Annotated in this window: 20 protein-coding genes; 7 read left to right on the top strand and 13 right to left on the bottom strand. The window is 56.5% G+C overall.

What is annotated here, in order from left to right:
• Positions 1–103: 103 nt before the first annotated feature.
• The gene (locus tag ABLO27_RS11410; protein ID WP_353032994.1) at positions 104–955 is read right to left on the bottom strand and encodes an alpha/beta hydrolase family esterase; all 852 of its coding nucleotides are present in this window, start codon (positions 953–955) and stop codon (positions 104–106) included.
• Between the two features lie 140 nt (positions 956–1,095).
• A complete protein-coding gene (locus ABLO27_RS11415) occupies positions 1,096–1,881 on the bottom strand; it encodes an ion channel (RefSeq protein ID WP_353032996.1) in 786 nt (261 codons plus the stop codon).
• A gap of 236 nt (positions 1,882–2,117) precedes the next feature.
• Between ABLO27_RS11415 and ABLO27_RS11420 the strand changes: the two genes are divergently transcribed.
• A complete protein-coding gene (locus ABLO27_RS11420; RefSeq protein ID WP_353032998.1) occupies positions 2,118–2,879 on the top strand; it encodes an SDR family oxidoreductase in 762 nt (253 codons plus the stop codon).
• 63 nt (positions 2,880–2,942) lie between these two features.
• Here ABLO27_RS11420 and ABLO27_RS11425 read toward each other — a convergent pair whose 3' ends face one another.
• The 3 genes from ABLO27_RS11425 to ABLO27_RS11435 form a co-directional block, all read right to left on the bottom strand.
• Complete coding sequence (locus tag ABLO27_RS11425; RefSeq protein WP_353033000.1) at positions 2,943–7,412, bottom strand: ExeM/NucH family extracellular endonuclease; 4,470 nt, start codon at positions 7,410–7,412, stop codon at positions 2,943–2,945.
• Positions 7,413–8,009: 597 nt separating this feature from the next.
• Entirely contained in the window at positions 8,010–8,489 is a 480-nt protein-coding gene (locus ABLO27_RS11430; RefSeq protein ID WP_353033002.1) for a DUF302 domain-containing protein, read from the bottom strand.
• Between the two features lie 94 nt (positions 8,490–8,583).
• On the bottom strand, positions 8,584–9,735 hold the full coding sequence (locus ABLO27_RS11435) for a YeeE/YedE family protein (RefSeq protein WP_353033004.1): 1,152 nt from the start codon (positions 9,733–9,735) through the stop codon (positions 8,584–8,586).
• Positions 9,736–9,995: 260 nt separating this feature from the next.
• On the opposite strand from ABLO27_RS11435, the gene ABLO27_RS11440 reads away from it, so the two are divergent.
• A complete protein-coding gene (locus ABLO27_RS11440) occupies positions 9,996–11,381 on the top strand; it encodes a tetratricopeptide repeat protein (protein WP_353033006.1) in 1,386 nt (461 codons plus the stop codon).
• 112 nt (positions 11,382–11,493) lie between these two features.
• A complete protein-coding gene (locus ABLO27_RS11445; RefSeq protein WP_417714785.1) occupies positions 11,494–12,708 on the top strand; it encodes an OpgC family protein in 1,215 nt (404 codons plus the stop codon).
• 82 nt (positions 12,709–12,790) lie between these two features.
• Here ABLO27_RS11445 and ABLO27_RS11450 read toward each other — a convergent pair whose 3' ends face one another.
• The 3 genes from ABLO27_RS11450 to ABLO27_RS11460 all read right to left on the bottom strand — a co-directional run bounded on the left by ABLO27_RS11450 (position 12,791) and on the right by ABLO27_RS11460 (position 14,557).
• Positions 12,791–13,075 carry a DUF1150 domain-containing protein gene (locus tag ABLO27_RS11450; RefSeq protein ID WP_352945819.1) on the bottom strand — a complete coding sequence of 95 codons (285 nt, stop codon included), beginning with the start codon at positions 13,073–13,075 and terminating at the stop codon, positions 12,791–12,793.
• A 31-nt stretch (positions 13,076–13,106) separates the two neighbouring features.
• Complete coding sequence (locus tag ABLO27_RS11455; protein ID WP_297579392.1) at positions 13,107–13,535, bottom strand: Hsp20 family protein; 429 nt, start codon at positions 13,533–13,535, stop codon at positions 13,107–13,109.
• Positions 13,536–13,696: 161 nt separating this feature from the next.
• Positions 13,697–14,557: a LysR family transcriptional regulator gene (locus tag ABLO27_RS11460; protein ID WP_353033008.1), complete on the bottom strand. Its 861-nt coding sequence runs from the start codon at positions 14,555–14,557 to the stop codon at positions 13,697–13,699.
• A gap of 104 nt (positions 14,558–14,661) precedes the next feature.
• Between ABLO27_RS11460 and ABLO27_RS11465 the strand changes: the two genes are divergently transcribed.
• Positions 14,662–14,976 carry a hypothetical protein gene (locus ABLO27_RS11465; RefSeq protein WP_353033010.1) on the top strand — a complete coding sequence of 105 codons (315 nt, stop codon included), beginning with the start codon at positions 14,662–14,664 and terminating at the stop codon, positions 14,974–14,976.
• A gap of 86 nt (positions 14,977–15,062) precedes the next feature.
• On the opposite strand, the gene ABLO27_RS11470 is transcribed toward ABLO27_RS11465, so the two are convergent.
• Both ABLO27_RS11470 and ABLO27_RS11475 read right to left on the bottom strand, forming a co-directional pair.
• Positions 15,063–15,464, bottom strand: coding sequence for a YybH family protein (locus ABLO27_RS11470; protein ID WP_353033011.1), 402 nt, complete (start codon positions 15,462–15,464; stop codon positions 15,063–15,065).
• A gap of 231 nt (positions 15,465–15,695) precedes the next feature.
• Positions 15,696–16,514 (bottom strand): RNA polymerase sigma factor, encoded by an 819-nt coding sequence (locus tag ABLO27_RS11475; protein ID WP_353033013.1) that lies wholly within the window; start codon positions 16,512–16,514, stop codon positions 15,696–15,698.
• 161 nt (positions 16,515–16,675) lie between these two features.
• Here ABLO27_RS11475 and ABLO27_RS11480 point away from each other — a divergent pair, with 161 nt between their 5' ends.
• Positions 16,676–17,035, top strand: coding sequence for an MmcQ/YjbR family DNA-binding protein (locus ABLO27_RS11480; protein ID WP_353033015.1), 360 nt, complete (start codon positions 16,676–16,678; stop codon positions 17,033–17,035).
• Positions 17,025–18,212, top strand: coding sequence for an MFS transporter (locus tag ABLO27_RS11485; protein ID WP_353033017.1), 1,188 nt, complete (start codon positions 17,025–17,027; stop codon positions 18,210–18,212). The genes ABLO27_RS11480 and ABLO27_RS11485 overlap by 11 nt, the downstream gene beginning before the upstream one ends.
• Before the next feature lie 13 nt (positions 18,213–18,225).
• On the opposite strand, the gene ABLO27_RS11490 is transcribed toward ABLO27_RS11485, so the two are convergent.
• Complete coding sequence (locus ABLO27_RS11490) at positions 18,226–19,350, bottom strand: DNA alkylation repair protein (RefSeq protein WP_353033019.1); 1,125 nt, start codon at positions 19,348–19,350, stop codon at positions 18,226–18,228.
• Positions 19,351–19,540: 190 nt separating this feature from the next.
• A complete protein-coding gene (locus ABLO27_RS11495) occupies positions 19,541–19,903 on the bottom strand; it encodes a hypothetical protein (RefSeq protein ID WP_353033020.1) in 363 nt (120 codons plus the stop codon).
• An 82-nt stretch (positions 19,904–19,985) separates the two neighbouring features.
• On the opposite strand from ABLO27_RS11495, the gene ABLO27_RS11500 reads away from it, so the two are divergent.
• On the top strand, positions 19,986–20,723 hold the full coding sequence (locus tag ABLO27_RS11500) for a helix-turn-helix transcriptional regulator (RefSeq protein ID WP_353033022.1): 738 nt from the start codon (positions 19,986–19,988) through the stop codon (positions 20,721–20,723).
• Positions 20,724–20,805: 82 nt separating this feature from the next.
• On the opposite strand, the gene ABLO27_RS11505 is transcribed toward ABLO27_RS11500, so the two are convergent.
• On the bottom strand, positions 20,806–21,882 hold the full coding sequence (locus ABLO27_RS11505; protein ID WP_353033024.1) for a sn-glycerol-3-phosphate import ATP-binding protein UgpC: 1,077 nt from the start codon (positions 21,880–21,882) through the stop codon (positions 20,806–20,808).
• Between the last annotated feature and the right edge of the window lies 1 nt (position 21,883).

Raw genomic sequence — 21,883 nt, forward strand, 5'->3', positions numbered from 1 at the left:
GAATGCTTTTCGGAAAATGGCCATATAGCCCCCTTCCCGTCAACTCCGCGGAGTGAACGAGCAGGACACCACACCTCACTTTCCTGTTAAAGCAGAGTGAGCTTCAGCTCTTTTCGTTCCAGCCTTTCATGGAGCCCAGCTCGCGCCAGGCGCGCTTGATCCAGTTTGCCTGCACGCTGTGACCGCCATCATGAAGGCAAAGCTCAAACAGCCCCCCCTCCGGCGTCCAGCGCTCACATTCCAGATTGCCGTCCGTCAGCTTCTGCGGCTTGGCGTCGGTCAAACCGTTCTGGCGACGCCAGACGTCAAAGCTTTCAAAGACGTCTCCCTGCTTCCACTGTCCGCCGCCAAGCCAGCGGCCGGCCAGGGGAACTACGGTGTCGCTGGTTCCGTGGACATGAAACAGATAGGGGTTCTCGGTCGGACAGTTTTCAGGCAGAGGTTCCCAGAATGCGCCGGCAATCGGTGCATAGCCGGAAAAGCGCCCGGAATCTTCGCACGCCAGATACCAGGTCATGAAACCTCCCGACGAGAACCCGGACAACATTGTGCGATCCTTGTCGATGTCGAAACGGCTGGCCAGATCGTCCAGCACTTCGTCAAAAAACTGGGACTCGTTGCGCAGGCTGCGCGGTGCGGTCGGAAATGACCAGGTTCCGTTCACGCCCTGAACCGCAACAAAAGCAACTCCCAACTCATCCGCGATCCGCTGAAAGCCCTTGTTCCGGATCGCATTCAGGGCTTTGCCGCGATGGCCGTGAAGATAGAGAATTGCCCCGAGCGGCCCGTCATCCTGCCGGGTTTCAGGCAGATGAATGTAGTACTGCCCGTTTTCAATCTCGCAGGGCGCCTCCTCCCCGCAACTTGCTTTCTCCTCAGCCCAGGCGAGCGAGGTGGAAAAGAGAGAAACAATGAGGGAGGCACAGGCCAGGGGTCTGGAAATCTTTGAAGGCAATACCGGCTCCTGTGACACGATCTGCAGCGGTCAACCATGAAGGACAAATGCTGCCGCAAAGATTGGATTGAAGACCGGAATTGTCCAGCCCTGCGTGTTCACAAGTCAGCGAGAGCCCGGCACACGGACCACCCGCGCCATCAATCCCAGACGCCTTCGGTCGGAATGTTGAGCAAACGCCCGCAATGCTTGCAATGGACCGCGTCAGTGTCATGACGGCTCAATCCGCAGTCCGGGCAGGAGACCTGGGCCTTGGCAGGACGGAAAATCGTCTGCACCAGCCGGAGAAACAGGGCCACGCCGAAAATCATGATCAGGACGGTCATGAAGCGGCCCACGCTGTCGGTCATGGTGATGTCTCCATATCCGGTCGTGGTCAGCGTGGTGACGGTAAAATAAAGCGCGTCGAGATAGGTGTTGATGTTCTCGTTGCGATCATCCTCGACCACGAAAACGATCGCCGTCACGACAAAGATGAACACCACCAGGTTGAGGGCGGATTGCAGAATTTCCTCGTTGCGCCGAAACCATCCGGACGCCTCCCGCAGCTCCTTCAACAGGTGATAGGAGCGCATCAGACGCAGCATCCTGACAACCCGGAGGAAGCCGAAATTTTCCAGGAAAGCTGGTGCTATCAGAGAAACAATGACCACCACGTCGGCGAACGAGGTGAAATTGAAGACATAGCGGGTCGTGCTAACCGATGCGATCAGACGCGCCAGGTAATCCAAAGCCAGAACTGCGGCGATGGCGTAGTCCAGTTCGTGATGCACCCGGTTCGGGTCCAGCACCGACGAGACGATGAAATAGCCAATCGTAATCAGGTCGAATGCAAGCAGAACATACCGGAAGGCACGGGCCTTGGTTGAATGCCCGAAATAGAGTTGACGGAAAAATGTCTGCAAAGCCGGTTTCTCGACCGCCATAAATAAAGCCCTGTGCCCGTTTAGCTCGTTCTGCCGGTCACCCGACTAGAAGAGCATAGAAATGTCAATCCGCCAGACAGCCATGCAACTCTTCTTTTCAAGCATTCGTGTAATTGCCGCACGATAATCCTGCAAACAAGCTGTTTATTCTGTGTGCGTCTCACACTAAATTCGCCCGACGATCAACAAGGGCCGAAGCGAATATTGACCCTGGCCTGAATAAATGGGGACGCTAGATGTTTGATTTGTCGGGGCAAGTTGCCCTGGTTACCGGCGCAAGCCGAGGAATTGGCGAAGCCGGTGCACGCAGTCTTGCCAAATATGGCGCCACAGTCGTGCTGGCGGCACGCTCCAGCGATCACGTTGAGCGCATAGCTGCCGAAATCATGAAAGACGGCGGAACAGCCACAGCCATCAACTGCGATGTCGCGAACTACAAGGATCTCGAAAGAGCCGTTGAATTGTGCATCGACTTCCACGAAGGCATCGACATTCTGGTGAACAATGCCGGGGTTATCGAGCCCATCAGCCGGATTGAATCCTCCGACCCGGAGGCCTGGGGAAGGGTTATCGATATTAACGTGAAGGGTGTCTATCACGGCATTCGGGCCGTCGCACCGCACATGTTGAAAAAGGGCTCCGGTACCATCGTCAATATCAGCTCCGGTGCTGCCGTCGGCGCCCTGGAAGGATGGAGCCAGTATTGTTCGTCGAAAGCGGCTGCTCTTTCCCTGACCCGATGCGCGGACAAGGAGTTCGGCGAAAAGGGATTGCGTGTCATCGGTCTGAGCCCCGGCACCGTTGCAACTCAGATGCAGGTGGATATCAAGGCGTCCGGCATCAATCCGGTCAGCCAGCTCGATCCTTCGGTTCACATTCCGGCAGAATGGGTCGGCGAAGCCATTTCCTGGCTGTGTACCGATGCCGGCGATACCTATCGCGGCATCGATTGCTCGCTGCGAGACGAAGATGTCCGCAAGGCTGTCGGGTTGACTTAATTGCAGTTCGACAAACAGAAATGGCGGCCAGAGGCCGCCATTTTCATTCATGATCTCCTGGTCTTACGAGAACATCGCATCTGACTGCGATCCAAGATCCAGACCGACAATCACCGGATCGTGGTCAGAAGCTGCAAAAGGATCATCGGAGTAGAAGTCGCCGTCGCGGTAATTGAACAGGTCCGGCTCATCCGCATTGATATGCCACTCGGTAAGGCCGGTTACCTGATCCGTCATGCTATCTGACGCAAGCGCCTGGTCGAGCGTGCCCTGCTGACCGTCGAAGACGAAGCTGTAGGCATCCTCCTGACCGATGAACTGGTCGATCAGATCCGTGTAGCCCGCACCGTCGCGAACCGACTGGACCGGATCTTCCTCGGCATAGGCATTGAAGTCACCCATAAGAAGATAATCAGCATCCGTGACACCAAGGTCGCTCAGGTCACTTGCGTAAGTGCTTTCCAACCAGGCTGTCAGCTCCGTTGATGCATCCGTGCGAACCTGATTCCAGAACCCTTGGCCATTGCCCTGATCGAAGTTCGGATCAGCACGCAGCGCGGTGAGGGCCGCTTCCACTTCAGCAACGTCGTCCGCTGGAATGCTTCCGGCATTCAGGGCGGACTGAACCGCATCCGCGAGATCCTGCAGGTTGCTGTCACCCTTGGATTTGAAGTGATTGGAGGCAACGGTGAAGACTTCGCCGTTCTCGTCCTGGAATGTCGCGATCGTTGCCGGGCGGTTGCGCTGGAAGTCACCCACCTGGTCACCGGAAGACACAAAGCCGTTCAGGTACTCGGCGATCGCATAAGTATCTGCAGCCGATGCTTCTTCAAAGACCAGAGAATCGGCGTGTACCAAGGTCAGCTTGGTGGTGTCGTAGACCATGCCGGTCATGATGGCGTCGGAACCAAGAAAACCATCGGCACCCAGAGGATTGACATAGGCATAGACCGCACCAGTTCCCTGGGCCACAGCTTCGGCATTCAGAGCATCGACCAGCGTGGCAATTGCAGAAGCGTCACCGAAACCATTGTTCTCGATTTCCTGAAGCGCGAAGACTTCCGCTTCGGTCTTGATCATTGCATCGACGATCTTCTCGGTCTGACGGTCGAACTGTTCCTGATTGCTCGCACCGCGAGGGTCCAAGTCGCCATTCGGCCCGGTACCGCCGGAGAATGTGGTGAAGTAGTTCAGGACGTTGAAGCTGGCGACCTGCAGGTCTCCACCGACATCGGCAGGTGCGTCTTCGCGCGCACCGGAATTGGTGCTTTCGTCCACGGACAATGTGCCGTCAACCAGAACCTTGTACTCGCCGAAATCGTAGGTCAGAACGCCTTCGACAGGAGCATTGAGTTCCGCTCCCAGACGAAGTGTCGGGCCGTCTTCGCCAATGACATCGCCACGGCTGAGAATGCCGTCGCCATTGTCGCCAGCCGTCGTGTTGGCAATATAGCCGTAACTGTCCGGATTGCTTGCCGACGAACCATCGGTGATGCCTAGACGGTTGTTCTGATTGGCCTCGATATGCGCGGATATTTCGTCCTGCTGGGTTTGCGCATCATAAAGCTGGGTTGCCTGCGTCTGCGTGCCGGCACTGATGGTGATGTCACCAAACCTGTCGAGATTGAAGTTCTCGATGACGGTCAGTTCTTCGCCGGCAATGCCGCTGGTGACCGAAATCCGCATGCCCTCGTATTGCTCGAAGTTGGTCGCAACCTGAGACAGCTGGATATTGGCGGCGGTGGGCAGGGTGGTGGTGGATCCTGTCTTGGTAACGTCCGTCACATTGCCCAGCTGCGTGAAACCGAAGAACTCTTCCACTGTGCCGGCAACGTCGACGACGTCTCCTGCAACAACGGTCGGTGCGCTGCCGGTAAAGACGAAAATACCCTCAGACGACAAAGCATCCGCATCCGCGTCCGCATCTTCTTCCTGCAGGAAGAAACCGTTGCCCGTCGTGTAGGTGACGACTGCCGAAACCAAGACATAGTCGCCGACCAGCAGGCTCGCTGATCCCGTTCCCTGGATTTCGGAGATGAAACGCGCTGTCGGTTCCGGTCCCGTGCCGCCGCCTTCATTTGCCGCGCCCTTTGTTTCCGCAGCCGCGCTGTTCCAGGTACCATCGTCCTTGCGCTGCAGCGAGAAGCCGACTTGCGTGGAATTGCTTTCCGAAACGCCGATGTCGGTGGATGTGACCGTACCTTCAGCAAACTCGGCGTCGAAGCTGCCTTCATAGCTGATGAATTCGACAACCTGGTCGCCATTGAGCAAAGCAACACCGTCCGGCGAACCGTTCTGGATGCCGTTGGCCGGCAGATCCCAGACGTAATAGTCGTAGGTGCCGTCCGAGGTTTTGCTCAAAGTCGAAAGGTCAGCACTGTTATAAGCCGAGCCACCATTGCCGTTGATCAGCTGAACCTGAACACCCGTGACATCCGCATTTGCATTGACACGGATCTCGACAAATTCACCTGTGTCGGAGCTTTCGTTGTCGTAGTGCAGTTCGTTGATGCGGGCTTCGGCGAGCGGAACCGTGGGGGCGCTGTTTTCAGCTCCCTTTGTTTCGGCAGCGGCCTCATTCCAGTTCCCGGCGGCATCACGTTGCAGGGAAAACCCGATTTCGGTGCCACTGCTTTCCGACACGCCTACATCTGTTGAGGTGACTTCCGTTCCTGCAATCTGCGTCGTGATCGTTCCCTCGTAGGTGAGGAATTCAAGCACGTCTCCGCCGTTCACCAGAGCGATACCATCAGGAGCACCATTTTGAATGCCGTTGGAAGGCAAGTCCCAGACGTAGTAGTCGTAGGTGCCGTCAGTCGTTTTGGTCAGGGAAGCGACGTCAGAGGAATTGTAGGCAGCGCCGCCGTTTCCGTTGATAAGCTGCACTTCCAATCCGGAAACATCGGCTCCCGCATTGACGCGGATCTCGACGAATTCTCCAGTGTCCGACCCGGCATTGTCATAGTGGAATTCGTTGATCCTGGCGCCGAGCTCCACAACTGGTTCGTTGGACGCACCCTTGGTTTCCGCTGCGGCTTCGTTCCAGGAGCCATCCTCATTACGCTGAAGGGAAAACCCTACTTCCGTGCTGCTGCTTTCGGAAACGCCGATATCGGTTGAAGTGACCGTTTCGCCGCCGATGGTGGCATCCATCGTTCCTTCGTAGCTCAGGAACTCCAGAACCGTGCCACCATTGACGAGCGCGATACCGTCCGGCGCACCATTTTGAATTCCATTGCTCGGCAGATCCCAGACATAGAAATCGTGAGTTCCGTCGCTGGTTTTCGCCAGGGTGGAAACGTCGACCCTTCTGTATTCGCTCCCATTGCTGCCGTTGAACAGAATGACTTCCAGATATGAGACGTCGTCACCTGCAGCCGTGCGAATTTCGATGAATTCGCCAACATCCCCGCCGCTGTTGTCGTAGTGGAACTCGTTGATGCGCGCGTCCACGACCGGGATTTCCAGCACATCGGTCACATTGACGGTCAAGGCCTGCTGACTTTCCGCCCCTTCAGCGTCCGTCGCCACGACGATCAACTGATAGGCATTGTCCAGTCCGGCGTCGGCTGGTGCTTCGAAATCCGGTGAAGCCTTGAAGCGAATTTCGCCTGTTGTTTCATCAATCGTGAAAAGTGCTGCGTCGTCACCCTGGAGGGAAAAGGTCACGCTGTCGCTGTCGACATCGCTTGCGCTGGCAACCGCGACGACCTGCGTATCGTTTTCGGCATAGTCGACATTTGATGCGACCTGAAGATCCGGAGCATCGTTCCTGCCGGTAATGGTAACCGAAACGGTTGCAGTCGTTGCGCCTCCGTTGCCGTCATCAACGGTGTAGGAGAACGTGTCGGTAAGGGTTTCCCCTTCCTGAAGAGAATCGAATTTACCGGCCGGATTGTAGGTAATCTTGCCGTCTGCAAACGAAATCACCGCACCGAGCTCGCTCAGAACGTCAACTCCGGTGATTGTCAGCGTATCGCCGTCAAAATCCGTGTCGTTGGCCAGAAGATCGTCGGCAGTCAGGATCAGCGACGTGTCCTCATCCGTAGCTGCAGCGTCGTCCAGTGCCAGGACCTGATTGTTCCGTCCGTCAATGTAGAGCGTGTAATCTTCGGCCTCGAAGTGAAGTGCCTCGATCTTCTTGAGATAGTCGACTTCAACGGCGCGACCGTCGTCACCGAAACGCGTGACGATTGCAGTTGTCGAAAACCAGCCTTTGCGCAGATTGACGTCGTAATCAAAGATCGAGCCATCAAAGGCGGCGGTATCGAAACCGCGGCCCCCGTCTATGACATCGTTACCGGCGCCACCACGGATCCAGTCATTGCCCCGCCCGGCAAAAACCGTGTCGTCACCGGCACCCGCGTCAACCCGATCGTTGCCACGCCCGGCGAAAATCCAGTCATTGCCGCCTCGGCCGTAGATTTCATCGGCCCCGCCGAAACCGAAAATGAAGTCAGACCAGTTCGAACCTTGAAGAAAATTCGCGCGGTGATTGCCAAAAACGAACCCGAAACGGAAATGCCAAGTCATCGGAAATTTACCCCATCCTCCAGAGCGACACTGAGGCGGTTGGTAAACGATGCCTCATGTCAGAGGCGTGTCAGTTTTCTGACATTTGACCGATTGGGCAAGAAAAAATTAGCCGTAGAAATAAACACTTAGACAGCTAATATGTAGAATTTCTCAACTATTGCCGTCGCAAACAACCTTGATACAACTTCGTAAGCTTTTGTTAAGAAAATGCTTTTTCTTATTCGTAAATTTACGTAAATCTCATCTACTTTAGATAACTTAAATGAATTTTCGCAATCAAATTTTTTCCACTGGCTGAATTTTTTTTCAAAAATGCCGGTTTGAAAAACGAAAGAGGGCCGCAAAAGCGGCCCTCCCATGAGATCGACGCGACTAATTGTCCGGATCAGATCCCGATGAAACCGATCGACGCAAGAGGCTGCTCCAGCACCGTTCCATTCCACCCAGACAATTGGGCCACGTTCCGATACTCACTAGACATGGGCATACCTCCTTTCCGTTGTTGACGACGTTATTAATGTGGCGCTGAAAAAGCGCCTTCACAAGACCCAAACAGCCTCAGAGGCCTCCACACAACGAACATGTGAGAGTGTGTTACCGGGAGGACACAGCTTTTTCGGCGATTGTCAGAAAAACGAGATCAAGCTCTGAAGCAAGGTCTGACAGCGCTTCACCGCCTTCGTCCATGTAGGGCGCAAAGACGAAGCTCGGCGTTTTCCAGGAGAGCGTTGCCGAGCCATCGCTGTTCCCGGTGACATAGAAACGTATCGGCGCTTCGATACCGGCGGCAACCGAAGCGTCCAGCATCCTCAACGCGTAGTCGTTGCGGTAGACGCCGATGATCCGATTGCCTGGTATTGTAATTCCCCGCCCCTTGGCGCCGGCAGAGGCGCTGGCCTGGGTGACGAGCAGCATCTTCTCGGCCTTCACGGCGGTTTTGAGATCTTCAACAAGGTCGCTGTAGCTTTTGGAGGTCGGAATGACCTGCCATCCCTCTCTTTCGGAAATGCTGTCTGCAAAAGCTGTCGTCCCAGCCAGCGAAAACAGTAGGATCAAAAAGGTAAAAATGCGCATGAAAATATCTCCCGGAACCTGGAAATCAGGTAGCAGGCAATCTATCGGGCCCAAGCTCACGGATGTTTCACAATCCGGTGTCCCGGGCAGGTCCTCACTCCATGCCGAAACGCAACCGGAGGCGCGTACCGGCGAGACTGCCGAGAAAACCGAATGCCAGCCAGAGCCAACCGTGAAGAGATCCTGACACCAACCCGCCCAGATAGGCGCCGATGTTGCATCCGTACGCAAGCCTTGCGCCATAGCCCATCAGCAACCCGCCTGCTATTGCGGTCAACACGTCGCGGCGGCTCAACTGCCAGACAGGCGCAAAACGTCCCGCCAGCGCCGCGGCAACCATTGCACCAATGATGACACCGAAATCCATCACCGACGTCGTGTCACGAAGAACCGAATTTTCCAGAGCGCTTCGCTGCCAGGTCCAATAGGGCCAGGTATCAACCGGAATGCCGATCGCGTGAAACAGCTTGCCTCCCCAAAGCGCAAAGGCAGACGTAATCCCCCACGGTCTGCCGACGACCACAAAGGTAGCAATCCCGACCAAAGCCAGCATCACCGCACCGAGCATGGGAGACCAGGGCCCGGCAAAGAAGGATTTTGTAGGGCGCGGGGCAGCGATTTCCCCGTGTGCCCGCCGTTCGATGCGAAGCGTTGCCAGCGTCAGGCCACCCAAAACCAGAGCCGTCAGCAGAAAGGCGCCATGCGGACCGAATTCCCGTATCAGGGAAACCGGTGGCAGTTTGGGTAGCCGCCCCCACAAGTGCAGGTGAGCCGTCGCAGCGACGGAGCCGAGAACAAAGGCCGCGAGCGTGATCATCATCCGCGTCGAACCGCCACCTGCGGTAAACAGGGTTCCGGACCCGCATCCACCTCCGAGCTGCATACCGACACCAAACATGAACGCACCAAGGGCCGCCGCAATGCCGAACGGAAACACAAAGCCACCTGTCGGCCAACCCAGCTGACTTCCCCAGGCAATCAACGGGAAAGAAACCGCGCTTGTCAGAAGGATAAGTACAAATTGCGCCCTCAGACCTCCGCCGCGCCTTTCAGTGACGATCCGTCGCCAGGCAGCGGTGAAACCGAAACTCGCGTGATAAAGCGACAAACCGGCGACGCCACCGATCAGCGTAGCAACGGCCTGACGCGGCCCCGCTTCCCCATATGCCCCAAGCGCAATCAGCAAAAGCAGGGCGATGCCGACACCGACAACGGCGGTTTGCGATCTCTGGACTGTCAGAGCCATGAATTGATCTTCTCCGGGCGCAGCCGGGACTGTGTTGCCGGACTGCTGAATTCTTCAGGCACACCCTCGCATTGGTAGCCATAATTTCGCAACGAAAGTGTCTTTTGCTAGCCTACACATTGCCAACACCTTTTTGTGTTTTGCAGTTCATGTAAAGCCTGCGGAAGTTAGGCAGTGACTTTGCATTCGGCCGGACGTCTTTCGCGATCATTTTGAGATCTGTATCAGGAAGCCCGGCACTGAAACTATGAAGGCCTGACATGCGTCTTAGTGACCAATTCGGATATGATCTTACACTTACCGACCGGGACGCCCTTGCGGCATGGAATGCGACCGTGCAGGCCTTTCTGGCCCATGGCAAAACAACACCGGAACATCTGGAAACCTGTCTGAGCCTCGCGCCGGATTTTGCACTCGCTCATGGCGCTCGCGGGCTTTTCTGCCTGCTGCTCGGACGCAAGGAGCTCAATGCAACGGCAAGCGAATGCCTGTCGATCGCCCGAACCTCTGCGCAGCACACACCTATCACCGATCGCGAAACGGCAGTTATTGACGCTCTGGGGGCCTGGCTCCAGGGTTTCCCGACCCGGTCGGCCGATATTCTCGATGCCATGCTGGTCAAGGCGCCGGAAGACGCGCTGATCATGAAGCTGGTGCATGCTATCAGGTTCGTTCTCGGCGACGCCACAGGCATGCGTCAATCGATAGAGCGTATTTTGTCATCCTATAACGAAAACCATCCGGCCTACGGATATCTGCTCGGCTGCCGCGCCTTTGCGCTCGAAGAGACCGGAGACTACAGGCTGGCTGAGGCATCCGGCCGAAAAGGGCTGGAATTTGCCCATGACGATGCCTGGGGACTTCATGCGGTCGCCCATGTGCACGACATGACGGGTCGGTCGGAAGAAGGCGCCGGTTGGTTGGAGAACCACCCCGGTGGCTGGGCTCACTGCAACAATTTCGGCTATCACGTGTGGTGGCACCTTGCGCTGATGTATCTGGATCAGGGCGATGCCGACAAGGCGCTGGCGCTTTACGATTCCGATGTTCGCAAGGACAAGACAGATGATTATCGCGACATCTCCAATGGTGCGTCCCTCCTCGTCAGGCTGGAACTGGAAGGTGTCGATGTCGGCTCGCGTTGGGACGAACTAGCCCTTCTGTCCGACAAACGCGCCGAAGATGGCTGCAATGTCTTCGCCGATTTGCATTACTTGCTGGCTCTGTTGAACGGTGGCCGGCGAATGGGCACCGAGAGGTTGCTCAATGGCCTGAAGGAACGCTCCAGGAGCGAGACCGATATCGGCCGCATCGCTGCCGAAGCCGGTGTGCCCACCGGTCTGGGCCTTGAACAGTACCGAAAGGGGAACTACGCCTCCGCTTTCACCTTGCTGACATCGTCCAGGGACAATCTTTACATGGTCGGGGGCTCTCATGCCCAGCGCGACGTGTTCGAGCGCATCACGATCGACGCGGCCTTGCGGGCCGGATTCTCGACCGAAGCAGAGGTTCTGATCAAGAGCCGCAGCCGCAAACGCGGCGCTCTTGACCGGTTTGCCGAGCAACGTCTTGAAGTTTGCGATAAGATGCAACGTGCCGAGCAGGTTATGGAAGACGAAAGCCTCCGGGCAGCAGATTCTGTATAACGTCTTCTCTCCGCTCCAAAATTGACAGAAGTACTCTGGACTTGACGTGAACGTTCATTCTCAAACGAAGCGCCCGCGCGACCCGCGGCTGGATTTTTTCCGCGGGCTCGGCATGTTTATCATCTATGTCGCCCATGTTCCCTGGAACTGGTGGACCCTCTGGATTCCAGCCCGTTTCGGCTTTTCAGATGCCACGGAAATCTTCGTGTTCTGTTCCGGAATGGCCTCAGCCCTCGCTTTCGGCAAGATCTTTGATGTCCATGGCTGGGGAATAGGGGCTGCACGCATCCTGCATCGCATGTGGCAGGTCTACTGGGCCCATATCGGCCAGTTTCTTGTTATCGCCGTCGGTCTGGTGATGATCCATGAAAGCGGCTATCTCTCACGCTGCTGCGATCTCACGCAGGACTATGTGGTCTCGCTGAACCTCTGGCACCTTTTCGACAACACCAAGGTCGCCCTCCCCGGCATTCTGACATTGACCTGGGTGCCGAACTATTTCGACATCCTGCCGATGTATATCGTGATCCTGGCACTGATCCCGGCGGTGATGCTGATTGCCCGCTATTCCGTGCCCGGTGCGTTTGCGTTCTCAATCGCGCTGTGGCTCGCCTCGCAATTCGACCTTCTCAGCTTGCCGGCAGAGCCCTGGTCGGACCGTGAGTGGTTCTTCAATCCGTTCGCCTGGCAAATGCTGTTCTTTACCGGATTTGCCTTCATGCGCGGCTGGATACCTGCCCCACCCGTGAATGCCAAACTGATCTGGTTCTGTATCGCCGTCGTGTTGGCCACCATTCCGTTCGCCTATTTCCGGTTTTACGGCCAGAACAATTGGGACTTTGCCTGGGCGCGCGAAGTTCGCGAGGCTATCAGGCCGCTTTGGATCAAAACCGAGTTTGGCCTGTTCCGCTATCTCCATTTTCTGGCGCTTGCCTATCTGGGCTGGGTTGCAGCTGGAGAAGGCGGCAAGCATCTGCTCGGGCATGGCGTGTTGTGGGGACGTTTCGTCAGGGTCGTTCAGAAGGTTGGCCAGCAGTCGCTCGCCGTATTCATGGCCAGCCTGGTGATTGCGCAGGCCGCCGGTCTGTTGCGTGACATGGTTTGGGGACGTGGTGAGTGGATCCCGCAGATCCTGTCGAACCTGTTCGGCTTCCTGGCGCTGATCGCAGTCGCCTATGTTGTCGGCTGGTACAAGAGCGAGCCCTGGCGCAAGCCACCAAAGGTCTCTTCTTCAAGCGCCTCGGACCGCCCGTCACCCGCGCCGAAGGACGCCATGCAAGAAGGGCAGCGCCCGTCACCCAAGGCAAAGGAACCTGCCCTCACCTGAGACGCAGCATCGTCCTGAAAGCAAAAACACCGGCCAATGGGCCGGTGTTTTTTGTTCGGGCAATCTGATCAGGTCGGGCAGCTCAGTGAAGCGATGCCATTTCCAGATCAGCCTCAAAGGCGTTGGCAACCGCTGCTTCACGGCTGTCGGCAAGCAGGATCGGCGTCCCGTCCGCATTCAACAACGCGTAAAGCGTCATGTTGTCATGCAGTGGCGGCACCTCCGGAAACATCTCACGCAAGTCGCTTGCCTTTATCGCCTTGATGTAGGCGACATCACCTGTCCCAAGTTCTGTCAATTCGTCGACGGACATGAACTCGGACAGGTATCTATGGTCTGCCCAGGCAGGGCTCTTTGGGTCGTGCATCAGTATTCTCCATATGTTGGCTGACGAGGGTCTATTCGCCGCTGGAGATTTCTATTTTTCGTATGACACGTTCCGGTTCCGGACGTGCCAGATCGATGGACAGAAGCCCATCTTTCAAATCGGCTCCGAGGATCTCGATCCCCTCAGCCAAGACGAACGCCCGTTGAAACTGCCGGGCCGCAATGCCGCGATGCAGGTATTGTCGAGACTTGTCATCAACCTGTCTGCCGCGGATCACCAACTGACTCTCTTCCACCGAGACATCCAGCTGATCCCTGGTAAAGCCGGCGACTGCCAACGTGATCCGGATAATGTCGCCCTGACCGTCGGTTTTCGGCAGTCTTTCAATGTTATAGGGCGGGTAGCCGTCGTTGGCGGCCTTGGAAACGCGATCGAGCACACGCTCGATATCGTCGAACCCGAGCATAAACGGGCTAGAAAACGCTGACATGCGTGACATCCTCAAAGTCCTTGTCGAAGCGACCTTGCGCCCGGACCCTCAACGAGGCATCCGGACCGGAACCTTCCGGTTCCGTTCATTAGTAAATATGGCCACTTGTTAAAATTGATTCAAGGAGCATGGATTTCTGCGCCGATATTCGGGAGTTTTCCCGGTGTTGTTCACAGGATCGGGCTTAAATATGGGTCCTGCTTGAGAAAATTACCAAGGGCGGAAACGGCCTGACGTACCTGAGGTTCGTGCCTCTCGTCCTGATGCATCACCAGCCAGCGCTCGGTTTGCAGGCTGTCGACCGGGTCAGTGGTACGCACCAGATCGTCAAACGCTTCGCCAACAAACATGGGAAGCAACATACGCGCCTTGCCCTTGCGAACGAGCGGCAAGGCCAGCGCAGCCTTGTTCACGGTGATGGTTATCTCGTCTCCGTGATTTTCCCTGATCCAGCTCCCGGTCGGAAAATGTGCCTCGTCCTCGATCAATCCCAGCCAGCCGATTTCGTTTTCCGGAGAAACACATTTCGCCTGATAGACAGCAAACCGGACAATCCCTGTCTTGCGTCCTGCAAGCCATTCCTGCTTTGGCCGCCTGCTGCGAATCCCGATATCGATTTGCCGTCTCGCGACATCACGATTGTGCGGATCGGCCAGAAACTCCGGCACCCAATCCGCATCCGGCGACCAGAAGGCATCAACATTGTCCATCAGGAGCCGGGTCGTCCAATCGCCCGCGGAAATTCTAATGCGACGGCGCGTACGACCACTGTCCCGCCAGGTGGAGATAGACCGGGCGACCTGATCCATGTCCTCCAGTTGCAGAACAAGTTCCCGCCCGGCGGAGGTCAACTGATAGCCGCGCGCTTCCCGCTCCACCAGGCGAACGTTCAGGCTTCGCTCCAGAGAGGAAACCCGCCGCCCGAGGGTTGCTGCGCTGACACCGGTCTTCTGCGCGGCCCCTGCAAGTCCGCCGGCTTTGGCGACAGCCAAAAACAGCCGCAAATCCTCCCAATCCATATTTCGTTTCATTTATGAAATCTCAATTTCACTTTAAAAACATGCCACTAATCCTTCAACATGAGATTATCCGCAAGTGAACTCCCAAGACAACTATATTTGAATGGAGGCAACGGATGGTTGTTCCCTATCACTTGCATTGCGGGTCGTATCCGCAGAAGGCAGATCCACATTCGTGGGAATACACACGCAAGGTGCTTTACCCGTATCATGCCGAGTTCTGGCCGGAAGACGTTGCGGAGCATGTCTATTACGAGCAACAGGCCAGATTGCTCCGCCAGCGGCACCAGAAGGAGTGGTGTCTGTCGATCCTCCGGCTCCAGTGGCTCAAAGCTCTCAAGCCACTTGGAAGGAGGCTGCTTCATCCGGGCTCGTTTTTTGAAAACCCCTTGAGACACCGGAGCGGGTGTAACGGCAAGCGTGCCGTTTGATCGTGTCGCCATCGGCGGCGCCAATCTCCTGCTCAAAGTGACGCTGAAGAGAATGGCTGAACCGTGTCCGGTTCAGCCTCTTCCTTTCATTGCCCGGAGGCGGAAAGCAGCCTGCTGCCATGCGGATTGTCGATGACCATTTTCCAGGCACCATCCGCCTGACGACGTAATACCGCGACAGAGAGCCCCTCTCCTTCGATCGCCTTACCCTCCGGATCAGTGCCGGACATCTTCCAGGGCGCGATATGGATGGCGATGTCGCCCTCCACGATCACTTCGTGTCCCGAATAGGAAAACTTGGGCGATATGGCAGTGGATTTTTCAAAAATCACCTTTGCCGTTTTGCTGTCCGATACCGGTTGCCCCGGTTCGAACATGATGGTCTGTTGGTCCTCATAGGTTTCCATAACCGTTTCAAGATCTCCGGCTTCGAATGAGCTCGTCATCTTCTGGACAAGTGCCAGGACATCCTGCTGGTCTTGGGTCATTTTTTTGCTTCCTTCTGCATAGGTCAGTGATGAAAAGATTGAGAAAACGACCGCACAAGCCGTGGTCAGTGCATGAATTCGAATTTGCATGTTTCAGGTCCATTTCCTGGATCAGGCAAAGCGGTGCCAGTCCCGCTTGATGCCAAGCTGGTTGAAGGGGTTTGAAGTCTGGCGGATCTGTGTTTAGAGCGCTGCCTGTGTCATCCGGTTCCGTCGCACCACTCGAATTTCCTAGACGCCCGGCGATAGAATGTGTGTGAGCTGTGTGCGAATTTCCTGCGGGCAGTTTTGCTCCGGGACCGCCCGCTGCAGTTTGAATGCCTTCAGATCATCGACAACAGCTTCGACTTGCAGCTTTGCTTCCGAGTAACTGAATGCTGATCCTGCAGAGTTGGGGTAATTGCCGCGAGCAATACGTCCGGCCTTCATGGCGGCCGGAAGCCGTCGGGAGCAACTGCATTTGGCGCCGTTACTCACAATCCCGCAGTGGCGGGATGTGAACGCAATCACCTCGGCGCGCGCCCGGGAGAGACGTTTCCGGTAAGCTGACGGGGTCAGGTCGAGGATCTCCGATGCTTCGCCCTGGTCCAGCTCGAAGACATCTCCAAGCACGTAGGCAAGCCTCAAATCCATGGACAGACAAAGCAGCATGGCCATGGTGCAGGAGACCCGAAGCTCATTCAGCAAAAGGGCCTGATCAGGTGCCTCCGGTGGATCGGCAACAAGACCGGTTTCCAGGTCAGCGGCAAACATCTCGAATGTCAGGCCAAGATCCCGGTCACGGATCTTTTTTGCTGACAGCAGGTATCGCACTGCCACCCGGTAGGCCCAGGTGGAAAAGGCGCTTTCGCCGCGAAATGTCGATAGCTTGGTCAGGATCTGAATCAGGATTTCCTGGGTTGCCTCGCTCGCATCCTCAGGATTGACCAGAATCCTCCGGGCAAGGTTATGAACCCTGTCCCGAACTCCCTCCAACACTGTTTCCAACGCCTGTCTGTCCCCTTGCTGAGCAGATCTCACCACGTCCGGGGATACGTCCATTGCAGTCATTTCACGATCCTGCTTTCTGTCGTTACATAGTGTTAGAGGGTTCAAGGTGCCTGTGTGTGACATATTTTTTTGATCAGGCTGCAGCTTGCGTGATCCGACGTGAATCGTCACTGTTGGCGCCAGCTTTCCCGCCCGCACTTTTTTTGAAAAACGAGCTTTCCATGACCCGCGATGAATTTGATGCCTTTTGCAAAAAGCTGACCGCCACCACGCATGTCATCCAGTGGGGCAACGCGTCGGTCTGGAAAGTGGGCGGCAAGATCTTTGCGATCTGCTCCGGTTGGGGCGAAGGCGATTTCCCGCGTTTCAGTTTCAAGTGTTCGGACATTTCATATTCCCTGCTTACCCAGCAGGAAGGGATGATCCCGGCGCCCTATCTTGCCCGCGCAAAATGGGTCCAAATGGAAAAGGAGGGCGCGCTCTCCGACGAAGATCTGAAGGCCTATATCGAGGCGGCACACAAAATTATCGCTGCCAAACTGACCAAGAAAACCCAGAAAGAACTCGGTCTTGCAAGCTGACTTTTCCGGCAAATGGCGTTCTCTCACGCTGCTGATGCTGGCCGAGATTGCCGGCATGAGCCTGTGGTTCATGTCTGCCGCGATCCTGCCGGATCTTACCCGCGAGTTCGATATTTCCGAGTTCCGCCAGGCGGCGCTTTCCAGCGCCGTGCAGATAGGTTTTGTCGCAGGTGCGCTCGTCTCTGCTCTTTTGGGACTGGCAGACCGGATCGACCCACGCCGTTTCTTTGCTGCCTGCGCGATTCTTGCCGCGCTATTCAACGCCAGCCTGCTTTTTGTCGAACCTGGCGGCTCCGCATCCATTCTGGCCCGCTTCATCACCGGGGCTTTGCTTGCCGGTGTCTATCCGGTCGGCATGAAAATCGCGGTCGGCTGGGGAAAGGCGGATCGCGGCTTTCTGGTTGGCACACTTGTTGGCGCCCTGACCCTCGGATCAGCGGCTCCCCATCTTCTGGCGCTTCTGGGTGGCACGGACTGGCGCTGGAGCCTGAGCGTTGCCTCCCTTGCTTCAGCGGTTGGCGGGGTTGCGTGCCTTTTTACCGGGCTTGGCCCATTTCACGCAAAAGCGCCGCGCATGAAGATGAAAGCGGTTCTGACCGCATGGACGAACCCCAAGATCCGCTATGCCTATTCCGGTTACCTCGGCCATATGTGGGAGCTTTATGCCATGTGGGCGTGGATCGGCGTCGCTCTGACCATATCGTTTGCGGGTCAAATGTCTTCCGAAGCAGCATTATCGCTGTCGCGGCTTGTCGCCTTTCTGACCATTGCTGCCGGGGGAGTTGCAAGCGTCATTGCAGGCATCGTCGCTGATCGTGTCGGCAAGGCCAATATCGCAATCCTTGCCATGGCAGTGAGCGGCAGCGCCGCAATCGCCTCCGCGCTCACCTTTGGCGGCCCTGCGTGGCTGACGATCATCTGCGTGCTCATTTGGGGCGCGGCCATTCTGCCCGACTCCGCCCAATTTTCAGCCCTCGTTGCCGACTACTCTCCACCGGACCAGGCCGGCAGCTTGATGACGTTCCAGACTGCCCTCGGCTTTGCGCTGACGTTTTTCACGGTTCAGTTGACGCCGCTGGCAGCGGACGTGATCAGCTGGCCAGGCGTGTTCATCATCATGGCAATTGGACCAGCGCTTGGGATTGTAGGGATGCTGAGGTTGAAACGGATTGGGTAGCGTCATCCGGGCTCTACGGCATCACCAATTCAAACTCCGAATACCCGAAATCCTGGCCGTTGATCCTGAGGCTGACGGCCTGTGTGCCGTCGTAATAGACCCGGGTGGTGATCGGTCTGATGGGATGCTTGCGGGAGAGAGCAAGTGTTTCACCGGGAGCAAGTGTGACCTTGGTCCATTTGAAGACCTTGGGAGACAAGGAGCCGTTCGCCTTCTTGAAATGAACCAGATAATCGAGCACGAGATTCTGGGATTCCGAAGACGTCGACTTCATCTCAATCTGAAAATCCATTGAATCGCCGTACTGAACCGTTCGGGTCGTCACCTGCGGTCCTTCCAGAACAATTTCAGGAGGATTGAGGCCAAAGGCTTTCAACGTTGCCGGGTGCCCCTGCTTGACAAGGGAGCGGCAGGCATGACGGACAAGTTTTTCTCTGTTTTTGTCTGCATCCTTGAGCCAGCGCGCCGCGATTTCTGCGACCAGATCCGGATGATCCTTGGCGATGTCATTGAGGTGATTGGCGACCGACCGGCGCACATATTCCTCCGGATCGTCTTTCAGCGCTTCCAGAAGCGGCAATGTCGGGGTCGGGTCTACGACCAGCTGCTTCAACCGCATGCCCCAGGGCAGCCGCGGTCGGGTGCCTTCCGAGACCAGCCGGCGGACGTGCACGCTTGGATCTTTCACCCACGGCGTCATGATTGACAGAGCTCGTTCCTGATCCTTGTCCAGAAACGGGCGGACTTCGAATTCCGCCGTCGCCCGTTTGGTCATTTCCTTCAGCAAGGCAAAGGACTTTTCAAAGTCCTCCAGGCCATGATCGGCCACGATCATGCCGAGAGGCATCATGCCCCAGCCGCGAATGCCTTTTTCATCGCTGGACCGGTCGACACCTTCGTTTTCGAGCGGGTGAAGAACCGACCGCACAATATGGAACTTCCCATCGAGATGGTCCGGCAGAATCCGGGCGGTTTCATCGGCAATCAGCCTGGCTCGCTGCTTCAGTTCCAGATTGGACAGATCCGCAAGAATTGCTGCCTCGTAGCTTTCGCGATCGAACCCGTCCAGATGACGTTCGATATGCATTCCGAGACATTGCACAAGGTCCGGTGAGATCTTGTTTTTGAAAGGTTCCATCTGCTTGTCCCCGCGCCCGCTTTGATATTTCACCCTGTGTGCCAGAGGACGCTCCCCGGTCCTAGCCTCTTCCTGCCACACTCCTGACAAGCACCGTCAGGAGTGACATTTCAAAAGAAAAACCGGCCAGCCTTAAGGCTGACCGGTTCCTGGAAAAACTTCTGGCAACCTATCCTCAGATCGCCCGGGTTCAACCCGATGTACCCTGTACCCGTTGTCCGCCGTGCGCGCGGAGCTTCTGGGAAATCACCCCCATTGCAAGACCGAAGACAGTTGCGACGATGATCATCGGCAGCAGCAGATCAGACATTTTGTGCGCGACCACAAACTCCAGCACCCATGGAACGTTGAAGGCCCAGGTGAGAAGCAGGCCTTTGAGCACATGCGGGAACGGCATTTCCGCTGATGCATGGATTGCCCAACCGATCATGGTCCAGACAGTCAGTGCGCTGGCGATGTCGACCAGACCGATTGGTCCTGCCATCGCAAAAAGAACGCAGTCCAGAATTCCAAAGGAAAGGCCAATGGCAAGGCCGACAAAATGCTGCTTCATATTCTGTTCCAGTTTTCTTGGTTGTTTACTTCGATAGCCGCAGCATATGGACAAATAAGACGCATAATGTCTTATTTGTTTCATGAAACGTACATCCACCAGCGAACGCTTGCAGCGCCTTGAACTTGTCAGGGCGCGTTTGACAGCGGAAGATCCGCTCACGATCGCGGAAATCGCCGACGAACTAGGTCTCAGCGCACGAACCGTAGCGCGTGACATTGCCTTGCTTCGTGACCAGGGACTTCCTGTGGAGGCGGAAAGGGGCAGAGGCGGCGGTGTACGACTGCACCGAAGTTACGGGATCGGCAGACTTAACCTGACCTATAGCGAAGCCATCGCGCTTCTTGTCAGCGTGGCTATTGCCGAACAGATGCAGACACCGTTGTTCATGGCCAATCTCGGTCCCATACGGCGCAAACTTACAGCATCATTCTCACCGGACATGAAAGAGCGCCTCAAGTCGCTGAAGTCACGTATCCTGATCGGGCAAACTGCTTCCGCGACAGTTTTGTCAGCCTTCAGTCCTCCGGGCAACGCTGTCGTAGAATCCCTGCATGAGGCCTTTGTTCTGAAAAGGCGGCTTGAAATCACCTACAAGGCCGACGGCGGAGGTCTGACCCGCCGGACCATAGAGCCGCACTTTCTGCTCTTGAATTCACCGGTCTGGTACGTGCTGGCGTTCGATCATCTACGAGTTTCAACCCGTACATTCCGGTGCGATCGCATCGAGACAGCTCAAATGCTCGAGGAGAGTTTTGATGTCATCGGCCGGGAACAGTTTGAAGAAACGCTGCAGGCACTGGACACGATCGTCCCATAAAAAAGCCACCCCGGTCACCCGGGATGGCTTTTTGAGACGGGCAGCACCCTCGTCTGCCGCCCTTCCCGTATCGGATTTGCCGTCAGTCGACCCGGCGGCCGGTGTCGGCATCGAAGAAATGTACGTCCTTGGCGGCTGCCTTCAGGTACATCTTCTCGCCTGGTTCGTGGTGCGCATGGCTTGAGACGCGCACGACGAGTTCCGGTCCGCCATTCGGGAAACTTGCATAGACAAAGCTTTCCGCACCGACCGGCTCCAGAACGTCAACATTGACTTCCAGGTTGATGCCATCGCCATTGGCCGGGCTGTCGACCACTTCCAGATGCTCCGGGCGAATGCCGACAATATACTTGTCCTTGCCCTTGGTATTTGCACCCGACAAGCCTTCGCTGCCTTCAAGCGCGAGACCGCTGCCGTTTGACTTGACGTTCAGAAGGTTCATCGCCGGAGAACCGATGAAGCTTGCCACAAAAGTGGAGGCAGGCTTGTCGTAAACATCGATCGGCGCACCGATCTGCTCGATGTTGCCGCCGTTCAGAACCACAAGCCGGTCCGCCAGGGTCATGGCTTCCAGCTGGTCGTGGGTCACGTAGACGCTGGTGGTGCCAAGCGACTGCTGCAGACGCTTGATCTCAACGCGCATCTGCACACGCAGCTTGGCATCCAGGTTGGAAAGCGGCTCATCGAACAGGAAGGCAGCCGGTTCACGAACGATGGCGCGGCCCATGGCCACACGCTGACGCTGGCCGCCGGAAAGCGCCCGCGGCTTGCGGTCGAGATAATCGCCAATCTCCAGAATGCGCGCGGCTTCCTTCACGCGGCGGTCGATCTCATCTTTCGCCATGCCACGGTTTTTCAGGCCGTAGGCAAGGTTGTTGTAGACGGACATATGCGGATAGAGCGCATAGTTCTGGAACACCATTGCGATGTCGCGGTCGGCCGGATCAACCTTGTTGACCAGACGATCGCCAATCTTGATTTCTCCGGTAGTGATGTCTTCCAGACCCGCGACCATGCGCAACAAGGTGGACTTGCCACAGCCGGATGGACCAACCAGAACAATGAACTCGCCGTCGGCAATGTCGATGGAGACGCCTTTGACGGCCTCCACATTGCCCGCATACACCTTACGGACGGTGTCGAGAGTAATCGTTGCCATT

It is taken from the genome of Roseibium sp. SCP15, from assembly GCF_040329435.1.
GTDB lineage: Bacteria > Pseudomonadota > Alphaproteobacteria > Rhizobiales > Stappiaceae > Roseibium.

Excerpts from the sequence above, each read along its gene's own strand:
- ABLO27_RS11425 (WP_353033000.1), bottom strand. The coding sequence starts at position 7,412 with ATGACTTGGCATTTCCGTTTCGGGTTCGTTTTTGGCAATCACCGCGCG.
- ABLO27_RS11440 (WP_353033006.1), top strand. The coding sequence starts at position 9,996 with ATGCGTCTTAGTGACCAATTCGGATATGATCTTACACTTACCGACCGG.
- ABLO27_RS11465 (WP_353033010.1), top strand. The coding sequence starts at position 14,662 with ATGGTTGTTCCCTATCACTTGCATTGCGGGTCGTATCCGCAGAAGGCA.
- ABLO27_RS11415 (WP_353032996.1), bottom strand. The coding sequence starts at position 1,881 with ATGGCGGTCGAGAAACCGGCTTTGCAGACATTTTTCCGTCAACTCTAT.
- ABLO27_RS11420 (WP_353032998.1), top strand. The coding sequence starts at position 2,118 with ATGTTTGATTTGTCGGGGCAAGTTGCCCTGGTTACCGGCGCAAGCCGA.
- ABLO27_RS11430 (WP_353033002.1), bottom strand. The coding sequence starts at position 8,489 with ATGCGCATTTTTACCTTTTTGATCCTACTGTTTTCGCTGGCTGGGACG.
- ABLO27_RS11450 (WP_352945819.1), bottom strand. The coding sequence starts at position 13,075 with ATGCACGACCCAAAGAGCCCTGCCTGGGCAGACCATAGATACCTGTCC.
- ABLO27_RS11480 (WP_353033015.1), top strand. The coding sequence starts at position 16,676 with ATGACCCGCGATGAATTTGATGCCTTTTGCAAAAAGCTGACCGCCACC.
- ABLO27_RS11475 (WP_353033013.1), bottom strand. The coding sequence starts at position 16,514 with ATGACTGCAATGGACGTATCCCCGGACGTGGTGAGATCTGCTCAGCAA.
- ABLO27_RS11495 (WP_353033020.1), bottom strand. The coding sequence starts at position 19,903 with ATGAAGCAGCATTTTGTCGGCCTTGCCATTGGCCTTTCCTTTGGAATT.
- ABLO27_RS11435 (WP_353033004.1), bottom strand. The coding sequence starts at position 9,735 with ATGGCTCTGACAGTCCAGAGATCGCAAACCGCCGTTGTCGGTGTCGGC.
- ABLO27_RS11500 (WP_353033022.1), top strand. The coding sequence starts at position 19,986 with ATGAAACGTACATCCACCAGCGAACGCTTGCAGCGCCTTGAACTTGTC.
- ABLO27_RS11470 (WP_353033011.1), bottom strand. The coding sequence starts at position 15,464 with ATGACCCAAGACCAGCAGGATGTCCTGGCACTTGTCCAGAAGATGACG.
- ABLO27_RS11460 (WP_353033008.1), bottom strand. The coding sequence starts at position 14,557 with ATGAAACGAAATATGGATTGGGAGGATTTGCGGCTGTTTTTGGCTGTC.
- ABLO27_RS11490 (WP_353033019.1), bottom strand. The coding sequence starts at position 19,350 with ATGGAACCTTTCAAAAACAAGATCTCACCGGACCTTGTGCAATGTCTC.
- ABLO27_RS11455 (WP_297579392.1), bottom strand. The coding sequence starts at position 13,535 with ATGTCACGCATGTCAGCGTTTTCTAGCCCGTTTATGCTCGGGTTCGAC.
- ABLO27_RS11445 (WP_417714785.1), top strand. The coding sequence starts at position 11,494 with ATGTTTATCATCTATGTCGCCCATGTTCCCTGGAACTGGTGGACCCTC.
- ABLO27_RS11505 (WP_353033024.1), bottom strand. The coding sequence starts at position 21,882 with ATGGCAACGATTACTCTCGACACCGTCCGTAAGGTGTATGCGGGCAAT.